Origin of the sequence: Methylosinus sp. R-45379, assembly GCF_001644125.1 — a bacterium.
Lineage (GTDB): Bacteria > Pseudomonadota > Alphaproteobacteria > Rhizobiales > Beijerinckiaceae > Methylosinus.
Genome location: NZ_LUUM01000296.1, coordinates 1 through 10,662 on the forward strand (window position 1 = coordinate 1; position 10,662 = coordinate 10,662).

The 10,662-nt window shown below is 64.5% G+C and carries 10 protein-coding genes; 8 read left to right on the forward strand and 2 right to left on the reverse strand.

Annotated features, from left to right (window positions below):
- Positions 1-110: 110 nt before the first annotated feature.
- The 6 genes from A1351_RS21220 to A1351_RS21240 all read left to right on the forward strand — a co-directional run bounded on the left by A1351_RS21220 (position 111) and on the right by A1351_RS21240 (position 6,070).
- Positions 111-587 carry a hypothetical protein gene (locus tag A1351_RS21220; protein WP_064033850.1) on the forward strand — a complete coding sequence of 159 codons (477 nt, stop codon included), beginning with the start codon at positions 111-113 and terminating at the stop codon, positions 585-587.
- 599 nt (positions 588-1,186) lie between these two features.
- On the forward strand, positions 1,187-2,389 hold the full coding sequence (locus tag A1351_RS24960; RefSeq protein ID WP_157096422.1) for a hypothetical protein: 1,203 nt from the start codon (positions 1,187-1,189) through the stop codon (positions 2,387-2,389).
- A gap of 381 nt (positions 2,390-2,770) precedes the next feature.
- Complete coding sequence (gene aroA, locus A1351_RS21225; RefSeq protein ID WP_064033851.1) at positions 2,771-4,150, forward strand: 3-phosphoshikimate 1-carboxyvinyltransferase; 1,380 nt, start codon at positions 2,771-2,773, stop codon at positions 4,148-4,150.
- On the forward strand, positions 4,143-4,799 hold the full coding sequence (cmk, locus tag A1351_RS21230) for a (d)CMP kinase (RefSeq protein WP_024879516.1): 657 nt from the start codon (positions 4,143-4,145) through the stop codon (positions 4,797-4,799). Before aroA ends, cmk begins: the two co-directional genes overlap by 8 nt.
- Positions 4,800-4,813: 14 nt before the next feature.
- Positions 4,814-5,644, forward strand: a complete 831-nt coding sequence (gene gluQRS, locus A1351_RS21235; protein ID WP_064033852.1) for a tRNA glutamyl-Q(34) synthetase GluQRS — start codon at positions 4,814-4,816, stop codon at positions 5,642-5,644.
- Between the two features lie 93 nt (positions 5,645-5,737).
- Positions 5,738-6,070: a hypothetical protein gene (locus tag A1351_RS21240; RefSeq protein WP_157096425.1), complete on the forward strand. Its 333-nt coding sequence runs from the start codon at positions 5,738-5,740 to the stop codon at positions 6,068-6,070.
- Positions 6,071-6,073: 3 nt separating this feature from the next.
- On the opposite strand, the gene A1351_RS21245 is transcribed toward A1351_RS21240, so the two are convergent.
- Positions 6,074-7,105, reverse strand: coding sequence for an AI-2E family transporter (locus A1351_RS21245; RefSeq protein WP_024879519.1), 1,032 nt, complete (start codon positions 7,103-7,105; stop codon positions 6,074-6,076).
- 151 nt (positions 7,106-7,256) lie between these two features.
- On the opposite strand from A1351_RS21245, the gene A1351_RS21250 reads away from it, so the two are divergent.
- Both A1351_RS21250 and A1351_RS21255 read left to right on the forward strand, forming a co-directional pair.
- A complete protein-coding gene (locus A1351_RS21250) occupies positions 7,257-7,502 on the forward strand; it encodes a hypothetical protein (RefSeq protein WP_024879520.1) in 246 nt (81 codons plus the stop codon).
- 112 nt (positions 7,503-7,614) lie between these two features.
- Positions 7,615-8,169 (forward strand): hypothetical protein, encoded by a 555-nt coding sequence (locus A1351_RS21255; RefSeq protein ID WP_026598224.1) that lies wholly within the window; start codon positions 7,615-7,617, stop codon positions 8,167-8,169.
- A 194-nt stretch (positions 8,170-8,363) separates the two neighbouring features.
- Here A1351_RS21255 and A1351_RS21260 read toward each other — a convergent pair whose 3' ends face one another.
- Complete coding sequence (locus tag A1351_RS21260) at positions 8,364-10,397, reverse strand: M23 family metallopeptidase (protein WP_024879522.1); 2,034 nt, start codon at positions 10,395-10,397, stop codon at positions 8,364-8,366.
- Positions 10,398-10,662 lie beyond the last annotated feature (265 nt).

Consider the following 10,662-nt stretch of genomic DNA (forward strand, 5'->3'; position numbering starts at 1 on the left):
CGGGCGCTCCTCAGCATGAAGGGGAGGATTGTTGTCCGATCGTGGGGGGCGGGCATGGGGCTTGCGTGCGGAGAGCGCATCCCGGCTCCGCCGGGCGAGCGAGGGTCGCGATGCACGAGCACGAGCAGGCCGGGGACGTCCGCGCCGTTCCGGCGCAAATGTTGGAGCGCGGCTTTCGGCTTCTCGTGCTCCGAGAGTTTCGCGCGGCCGATCAGCCGCCGGCTCTGGCTTTGATTCAGCAGACTATTTTGCGCGATGTGCATCGCGTTCATCGCCATGGCGTCTCCTTCGGCTGCACCTTTCTGCCGCAGATCATGCAATGGCTGATCGATCTGCTCGGCCGTCCCTCGCTGCATCCGCCGGATTATCCGGCGAGCCCCGCCTATCGCAACCCGGCCTGGCCGTCCTTTCATTGGCGCCCGGAGAGCCGGCTGTGGGAGGAGGGCGTCGAGACAGTGGAGTGGCATGTCGATGTGATCTTCGCCGATTCCGCGTCTTTCGACGCTTTCGTGGCGCGCTGGCGCGATTGTCTGACGGAAGTCGGCGCGCCGGGCGATGCCGCAGATGCGTCGAAGGCCGCGCTCTGACGCGCGCCCTCGGCTTTCGGATGCGGGCGCAGGCTGCTAGGAACAAATTCAGCACGCGCGGGCGCGCCCCGGCGCCTCGCGGCGTGGGGGGGGGGGAAGGGCGGCTCGGGACGCTCCGGCCCCTTCGGCCGGTGCGCGAGGAAATCATCCGGGGCCGGAGCGTCCCGAAACGCGGTTGTCGTTCTCGTCGACATCCCGAGGCTTGGTCGAACCCGCGAATCCTGGGGTTTCTCGATCAAGACGCGATCGAGTCCGACGGCCTGGGATCACGGAGCGGTTCTTGTTTCTCCCTATGGACGGGAGAAGAACGCCGTCCGGCGACGCGCTGCCTGTCCATGGACGGGGGTCGCCATCCCGGATGGAGCCGCCCCCCGCCCGCGCTCCCTGACCCGAGAAACGCGCCCTTCATGGGCGGAGGTGGAAGGGATATAGGAATATTTTCAGGATGTGTCAAGGGGCGGTGTTCGGGGGCTTGGGATTTTTGGCGTACGACCCGGAGCGGTCATCGCATAACGCGCTAGCGAAGCGGTGGAACGCTCCCGTCGACCGTGATACCCTCCGCGAGCGAACCCTATAACAGCCTTACAACAGAAGCCGCGATGTTCAATCAAGTAACCATTCACCGCTGCCTAACACGCAATAAATTCGACCTTGGTTTGCTAGGCGAAACACTTTTATTTTACAAAGACGTTCTTCTTCTGCTGGATCGCGGCAGTCTTCTAGCCCTGCTAGATGTCCTAGATAAAGATACAATTATCAGACTTCACGACGAATTTGGATTGAAATTGTCATACCACAGAGATGCCTTTGGAACGGTCACAAACACAAAAAACGGCTTGTCGGTCCACAATTTTTGTGATTTCCACGTCGGGGGAACAAAAGATAAAAAAATTCACTCCGTCAGAGAGGAAATAGAAGATGTAATTTTACGCAAATGTGGTCAAGATCGTGCCAATAGACAGTTTGCTAAGAACTTAATTGACCGAACATCAAGCCATATTTTGAAGCGAGAAGACGCAGTCGCTCTGATCGCCGGGGCCAGAGCAGACATTGCAGACCAAGCCTACGCCCGTGATGCGGCAATCGCTACAATTTCCATGTTAGCGCCATCAGCATCCATTGATCAGGGATGGAAGTTTCGTGCGATTGATCTAGGGGACGATGGGTTTGTGATCGACTCTAACATCGACTTTTCTGTGGTCGACTCAGAATATCGAAAAGTTCGAGGCCAAGAAGACGGCGCTCTAAATAAGGAGCTGGTAGCCGCGTGCATGTTCAGCACGAGAGCGGACGCATATTTTGCTAGCATGTATATGTCTGGATACGTATGTGATAATATTTCTTCGATCCTAATGAAAAGAAAGTTTCTTGATCTAATTAGGCGTCGGGAGCGCGATGTGCAAGAGATAGATTTATTTCAAGAGCATGTATTTAAAGATGGAAAAAATATACGTTTTGCTATAAATAGTGGTAACGTGCAATTTTCTGATATTCTCGATGCGGTTTCAAGGGGCCGAAAGTTTAAGGCGTGGTTGGCAAGCGGAAATCCAGATGAGTCGCTTCTAGGTGAATACGTTAGCGCAATTACACGGGCTAGCTGGATAGAAAGTTTACCCGGAAAAACACTCCGGTGGGTAACGACCGGCGGATTAGGAATTGCGGCTGGATTAGCTTTCTCGCCATCTGAAGGAGCGTTAGCAGGATTAGGTATCGGCGCAATCGATACTTATCTTGTTGAGCGTCTGTTGAAAGGTTGGCGTCCAGATCAATTTGTAGAAGGAAAGTTAATGAATATTATTTAGAATAAGCTTGTAATTCGCATTCACTATGGAACTCGCGCGAAGGTCTGGAAATGACGCGACTTTCCCGTTTGGGGAAGGTCGACGAGGAAGCATGGCCCATGGGCTCCGAAACCGACAGCCACGTCATGCCCGCGCTCGTCGCGGGCATCCACGCCGGGACATTGCGACGCGTGGGGAGACGACGCGGCGTTGTTCCGTTCATTCTTTGAATCCTCCTTAGGTCGTCGCGGCGTGGATGGCCGCGACGAGCGCGGCCATGACGCTGGGAGTCCTGGGGCAGGGGCTCCCCGCCGCCCGGGCTCGCGGCCTCCCGCACTCTCGCCTGCGCGCGGCATTTGTGACGCGGCGGCGCGCGTTGTATATGCCGATGCCGCGCGGGCCATGGGAAACGGCGCCGCGGCCGGAGATCGAGCCAGATTGCACACCGACGCCGAACATTCCCCCTCGCCGCTCAGCGCCTTGCGCGCGCGGCTCTCCGGACGCTGCCGCCCGCCCGGCGATAAATCCGTCTCGCATCGCTCGCTGATCCTCGGGACGCTGGCGGTGGGCGAGACGCGGGTCGAGGGGCTGCTCGAGGGCGACGACGTGCTGCGCACCGGCGAAGCCTGTCGCAAGCTCGGCGCGCGCATCGAGCGGCTCGGGCCGGGTAGCTGGAGCGTGCGCGGGCCGGGCCTCGGCTCGCTGCTGGAGCCGCGCGAGACGCTGGATTTCGGCAATGCCGGCACCGGCTCGCGGCTGATGATGGGCGTCGTCGGCGGCCATCCGATCACCGCGCGTTTCGATGGCGACGCCTCGCTGCGCAAGCGGCCGATGCGCCGCATTCTCGATCCGCTGGTCCTGCAGGGCGCCCGCGTGCTGGAGCAGGCGGAGGGCGGGCGCTGCCCCATTCTGCTGCAGGGAACCGCTGAGCCTCTGCCGATCGAATATAAGACGCCGGTCGCCTCGGCGCAGATCAAATCCGCCGTGCTGCTGGCCGGGCTCAACTCGCCGGGCCGCACTGTGGTCATCGAGAACGAGGCCTCGCGCGACCATACGGAAAAAATGCTGATCCATTTCGGCGCCCGCGTCGTCAGCGAGCCTTATGGCGAGCATGGGCGCAAGGTGACGCTGGAGGGAAGGCCCGAGCTGCGCCCGAGCCTGGTGCGCGTGCCGGCCGATCCGTCCTCCGCGGCTTTCCCCATTGTCGCGGCGCTGATCGCCGAGGGCTCGGAGATCGTGGTCGAAGGGGTGATGACCAATCCGCTGCGCTGCGGGCTCCTCACCACGCTCGCCGAGATGGGCGCGAAAATCGCGCTCGAGAACGTCCGAGAGGAGGGCGGCGAGGAGGTCGCAGATATTCGCGTGACCGCCTCCCGCCTCACCGGCGTGGATGTGCCGGCGGCGCGCGCGCCGTCGATGATCGACGAATATCCGATCCTGGCGGTGGCCGCCGCTTTCGCCGAGGGCGAGACGCGCATGCGCGGGCTCTCCGAGCTGCGGGTGAAGGAGTCCGATCGTCTCGAGGCGATCGCCGCGGGGCTTAAGGCCAATGGCGTCGATTGCGAGATCGTCGGCGACGATCTCATCGTGCGCGGCGGGGCTGGCCGCGTGAAAGGCGGGGGAAATGTCGAGACGCATCTCGACCATCGCATCGCGATGAGCTTTCTCGTCATGGGGCTCGGCGCCGACGCGCCTGCGGTGGTGGACGATGATCGCATGATCGCCACGAGCTTTCCGAATTTTCGCGCCCTGATGGAAGGGCTGGGGGCTCGCTTTGCCTGAACGGGGACTTGTCATCGCCATAGACGGGCCGGCGGCCTCGGGGAAGGGCACGCTGGCGCGCCGGCTCGCGGCGCATTTCGGCCTGCCGCATCTCGACACCGGCCTGCTCTATCGCGCCACCGCCTGCGCGCTGCTCGACGATGGTCGCGCGCTCGACGATATTCGCGCCGCTGTGGAGGCCGCGCGCGGCCTCGCGCTCTGCGATTTCGACGAGGCGCGGCTGCGCTCGCGCGAATTGGGCGAGGCGTCTTCCGTCGTCGCCGCCATTCCGCAGGTGCGCGCGGCGCTCATCGAGATGCAGCGCAGCTTCGCGTCGCGCTCGGAAGGCGCGGTGCTGGACGGGCGCGACATAGGGACGGTGATCTGCCCCGACGCTGTGGTGAAGATTTTCGTCACCGCCAGCGCCGAGAAGCGCGCGCAGCGCCGCGCGCTGGAGCTCGCCTCGCGCGGCGAGCGCGTCGATTATGCGCATATTCTCGAGGATATCCGCCGGCGCGACGAGCGCGACAGCGGCCGCAGCTCGGCGCCGTTGAAAATCGCCGATGACGCCACGCGGCTCGACACCACCGATCTCGACATAGAGGCGGCCTTCGCCGCCGCGCGCGACATTGTGCGGGAGAAGGCGGAGCTCGTCGGAAAGGTCGGCTGAGCGAGGCGGCGCGAATGAGCGAGGACGCGAGCCGCGCAGACGCGAGAAAAATCTTTCGTTTCGCGCCGTCGCCCAATGGCTATCTCCATCTCGGCCACGCCTATTCGGCGCTGCTCGATTTCGATCTCGCGCAGCGCGAGGGCGGCCGCTTCCTGCTGCGGATAGAGGATATCGACCAGGGGCGGGCGCGGCCGGAGCTCGAGGCCGCGATCTATGAGGATCTCGCCTGGCTCGGCCTTTCCTGGGAGGAGCCGGTCCGCCGCCAATCCGAGCATTTGGACGACTACGCCGCTGCGCTCGCGACGCTCGACGCGCTGGGACTGCTCTATCCGTGCGTCTGCTCGCGCGCCGATATCGCCCGCGCGAGTCGGGAGCGCGATCTCGACGGCGCGCCGCTCTATCCAGGAACCTGCCGCGGCAAGACGCTCGCGCGCGCCGGCGCCAATCTGCGGCTCGACATGGCGAAAGCCGCGGCGCTCGTCGGCGGCGAGGTCTCGTGGCGCGAGCATGGGAAGGAGATCGTCGCCGCGCCGCAGGAGTGGGGCGACGTCGTGCTGGCGCGCAAGGACATTGGGACGAGCTATCACATCGCCGTCACCGTCGACGACGCCTTGCAGGGCGTGACCGATGTGGTGCGGGGCAGGGACCTCTATGAGGCGACCCGGATTCATCGGCTGCTGCAGGAATTGCTCGGCCTGCCGGCGCCGGCCTACCGCCATCATGCGCTGGTGCTGGAAGAGGACGGCCGCAAGCTCGCCAAGAGCCGGCTCTCCAAGCCGCTGCGGGAGTTGCGGGCCGAGGGCGCGACGCCGGCCGATGTGCGGGCCATGCTCGATCTGCCGTGACGGTCGGGGCGGATGCGGCGCTTGTCGTCCCGGATCAAATCATGCATGTTTACTCGAGTTTAAATCTCCCGCCTTTCCGCGGAGGAACATCCCGTGAGGACATTGCTCGCCGTCCTGGCCGCCCTGGCGGCCACGACCTCCGCCGCCCATGCCAATTACGGCTATTGCTTCACCCATGGCCTATTGGGCGGGACCAAGGTCGTCGTTCACGATCAGGTGCGCGAGGCCGATTTTTGGGACGGCGCGACGGTGACCGCCTATCGCCAGAGTCTCGAGGCTTCGCATCGCTTCCGCTTCGGGCCGCTGACCTGCCCGGGCTTCGATACGGAGAAGGAGGCGCAGGACAGCCTCACGCAGCTGCGGCGCGCCTCGGTCGAGCAGGGCTTCGCCGACTTCCCCTTTCCGCCGCAGCCCGTGGTCGATTGAGGCTCAGCCCTCGTCGCGCGGCCCTTTGTCGGAGAGCAGCGCCGCGACCCAGCGGCTCGACGGGAATTGATCGCAGAGCGTCAGAAAGGCGATGGCGATCGGCACGCCGATGAAGGCGCCCGGCAGGCCCCAGAGAAAGGTCCATAGCAGGACGGAGAAGACGACGACCGTCGGCGACATGGCCAGCGCCGAGCCGGAGAAGGCCGGCTCCAGCCCGCTGCCGATGACGAGCTGAACAAACGCCAGCACGCCGAGCACGAGAAGCGCCATCTGGCCCGAGTCGAATTGCGCATAGGCGAAGAGCGCGGGCAGCAGGGTCGCCACGGCCGGGCCGATATAGGGCAAATAATTCAAGGCGAAGGTCAGCACGCCCCAGGCCGCGGCGAGATCGAGGCCGATCGCCAGAGCGAAGAGGAAGACGACCGCGCCGGTGGCGAGGCTCGCCACTGTGCGCACCAGCATGTAGCGGCGCAGCTTTGTGGCGATGTTCGCGCCGGCTTGCAGCAGCGAGCGCGCCGTCGCCTCGCTGCGGGAGGCGGCGAGCTTCTTCTCGAATCCGCCGGCTTCGGCGAGGCCCATGATCACATAGATCAGCACCACCAGCGCGAAGCCGACGAATATGTTGACGCGGGTCGCCGCCGCGCGCAGCAGCGCCAGCACCCAGGCGGCGTTGAAATGCTCGGTGATCAGCGAGGCGACGAAAATATCATGCGCCTCCAGCCATTTCGTCGCATTCTCGAAGGCGGCCTTCACGCGCTCGATATTGCGGACGAACCAATCGACGATCTCGCCGCCGCTCCACACGATCAGCGAGGACAGAGCGATCATGACGCCAAGCGCGATGAGAATGCTGAAAGTGAGCGCCACCGGCCGCGGCGTCATCTTCTGCAGCCATTGCTGCAATGGCCAGATGAGCGCGATGATGAAGAGCGCGAAGACGACCGGCTCCAGCACGGATTGGCCGATCGAGAAGGCCGCCAGCATCACGAATGCGATGACGATGACCGCCGCCGTGTCGGCCGCTCGCTCTCCCATTGCCACTCCCGTTCATTCGCGCCCATTCATCGCGCATACGCTCGCGAGAAAAGGTAGAGCGCCGCCGTCTTGGGGAAACGCCCCGCGATTGTCGAAAGCGCGCCGAGCGCTAATTCTCCGCAAGCGTTTTCGGACGAATTGGAGAGATGAGATGTCGACCACAGAGGAAAACAAGGACGAAAATTTCTCCCGCCGCGCTTTCGCCGCGGGCCTTCTGGCGGCGCTGGTCGCCGCGCCGCTCGCCGCCGTCGTCGCGCCGTCCGAAGCCGAGGCGCAGGAGCGGCAATTCGTGCGCCCGTCCCATACGCCGCGCGTGCAGCGTCCGCGCAGCCATGTGCGCGGTCCGGTGACGCATCGCAGCCTGTTCCGCCGGCGTGTCCGCGTTCCCGTGCGTTGACGCGATAGAACCCATTCGAGCGCGCATGTCCGCCTTTGGGCGGCATGCCTTCAAGGGCAGGGGTGCGCATGTCCGCCTTCGGCGGCCATGCCTTCAAAGGCAGGGGACAAAGATGAACGACTATAGCGTCGCGCCGGAATTCGGAGAGCAAGCCGTCGCGGCGCGGGCGGGCGCCTGGCTGAAGCGCAAGGCGCCCTATCTCATCGTGCTCGGTCTGGCGATTTTCGGCGTCGCCTATACGAGCCTCGCCCAGCAGCCGCTCTATGGCTATTGGGAGTTTCTGGGCGTCGCGATCGGCGTCGCCTGCGTCGCCATAGGCTGGCGCCAGGCTCCGGATCGCCAGGCGCGCTTTATACTCGCGCGCACGCAGGCGCTGCATTGGGCGGCGTTTCTCGTCGCCATGAACATCGTGCTCTGGCCGAGCGTGAACAGCTTCCTCAATGCGCCGGCGACCGGGCTCGCTCTGCTGCTGCTGCTGGCGCTCGGCACATTCGTCGCCGGTATTCAGGTTTCCTTCGACATAGCCGTGCTCGGCCTCGCCATGGCGGTCGCCGTGCCGGCCATCGCCTGGTTCAAGCAATCGGCGCTGTTCCTGATTTTGGCGGTCATCGTGCTCGGCGCGCTGGCCGCCGCCTTTTGGCGACGCGGCGGCGAGGCCTCGGCGTGAGACCTCGGAGCCTCAGCGCCAAGGGCGATGGGTTGAAGGTTTCCTCATCCTGAGGAGCCGCGAAGCGGCGTCTCGAAGGACGAGGAAACCTTCATGCGCGGCCATCTGGAGCTCCCCCTCGCGCTTCGAGACGCGCCCTTCGGGCGCTCCTCAGCATGAGGGGGAGGATTGGCCTTCACCCGATCGCCCTGGCCTCAGCGCCCCTGTCGCGTGGCGACATGGGGATTGTTCGGCGCCTTGGCCATCAGCTGATCGATGCGGTCGCGCTCGCGCTTGAAATCGGCGAGCAGCCGACCGTCGAACTCGCGCGTGCGCGCTAGCTTCACGCGCATCGGATCGACGAAATGCCCGTTGACCATCACCTCGTAATGGAGATGCGGGCCGGTCGAGAGGCCGGACGAGCCCAAAAATCCGACGATCTGGCCCTGCTTTATGCGCAGCCCCTCGCGAATGCCGCGCGCGAAGCCGGACATGTGATTATAGGCGGTCGAATAGCCATTGGCGTGCTGGATCTCGACGCGGCGGCCGTAGCCGCTGTGCCAGCCGGCCTCCACCACCACGCCATTGCCCGCCGCCAGAATGGGCGTGCCGATCGGCGCAGCCCAATCGACGCCCGTATGCATCTTGTAATAGCCGAGGATCGGATGGCGGCGCATGCCGAAGCCGGACCGCGTCTCGCCCGCGGCGATCGGCTTGCGCACCAGGAATTTGCGGCTCGAGCGGCCGTTCTCGTCATAATAGTCGACGAGGCCGTCGTCGGTCGTCTGATAGCGGTAATAGCGAAAGGTCTCGTTGCGCGTCGTGATGGAGGCGTAGAGCAGCGCCTCGCGTCCGGAGCCTTCCTCATTCTCGTCATAGAGGACATCGAGCGAATCGCCGCCGTTCACGCCGCGCTGCAGATCGAGATCATTGGCGAATATGCGCACGAGATCATTGATGATCGGCCGTGGAACGTCCTGCTTCAACGCGGTTTCGTAGAGCGAATCATAGAGGCGCATGCCGCCGGGATCATCGTCGCCGTCGCCGCCGTCCTCCTCTATGCCGGCGGAGCCGCGTCGCCCGACCTTGGCCAAATTGGAGGGGGCCGTCACCTGCAGGAAGGTTCCGCGATCGGTCGCCGCGACCATCGTCTCCAGCCGATCATCCGTGTAGATCGAGATGCGCGCGAGCTGGAGATTGGCGCCCGAGCCATCGAAATCCGCGAAGAGCAGCTTGACTTTCTGGCCCTCGCGGGCCGCCGTCTCGACGCGCTTGGCCCCGAAAGCCGCAGCCACCGCGCCGATGCTGGCCTTGGGCACGCCATTGGCGAGAAGCGCGTCGACCAGAGTCTCGCCGCGGCGGAGCACGATGAGCTTCTCGTCCATCTGCGTCGGCTGCGGCCCGGCCGAGCGCGGCGCCAAGGTCACATTCTCCGGCACCATGCGCACCTCGATCGCCGAAAAGGGCGCCGTGACGGAGGGCGTTCCCGCCGCCGCATAGGCGAGCGCCTGCGGATCGAGCGAGGCGCGGCTGGTGCGCGACAGCAGCAATTGGCCGGGCAGGGGCAGGGCGGGCTTGGCGCCCGAGGCGAGCTGCGATTTGGCCTGCTCGGCGACCTGCGCCTGACATTCCTCGAGCGAAAGCGCGGCGCTCTGCCGTTCCGGCTCCCCGGCGGCGAAATCCCGGGTGACGAAGGAGACCTCGGCGTCGTCCGGCGCAATGTCCGGCTCGGCCGCGCTATCGGCGGCGTTGCGCGAATCCGCCAGCAGCTTGAGCGGATTGAAAGCGGGAACCTCCTCCGCGAAGCTGGTCGGCGCGAGCGTCAGCGTCGTCGCTACATGCGTGTAGGCGCGCGTGCGCATCACCTCCTTCTCGCCGGCGCGGGAGGTGGTCGTGGTCTTGAAGGTCTGCTTGGCGGCGACGATGTCCACCGAGCGGACGATGCGGTCGCCCTTCTTGGGATTGACGACCTGACTGTCCTTCTCGTCCTTGTGGCCGAGCTGCGCCCGCGTCGGCGCCTCGGCGAAGCGCGACTGATGATCGAGCGCCGTATAGGCCGCCGAGCTGATGAGCAGCGCCCCGGACAGGCCGGTGAGCACAGTGCCGGCGAGCCAACGAATGGAGACGCGCCGACGGTCGAGAGGGGAGTGGCGCTGGCCGTCGGCCTCTATGGCCGGCTGATCGCCGATGTCGGTCCAGTCGACCTCCGCCAGAGCGGAAACGAGGCGCCTATTCGCATCGAGGGGCATAAAGGGGCGGCCGATCCGTTTTCGGTTGCGATAAACGACTGAGACGCGGGGCGCTTCGATGGACGGGCCCGGGAATGGCTCCCAGGATCGCAAAACGAAGCCTGCGCATTATGGCTCAATTGCGGCGCTGAAGTTATCCACCGCCGAAACCCCTGGAAACCCGAGGGTTGACGATCTCGACGACGGTTTCGTGAAAAATCTCCAAAACGGTCGTTGACAGTCCGGAGGGGGTAGTCCTATAAGGCGTTCATCGACGGCGGCGCTG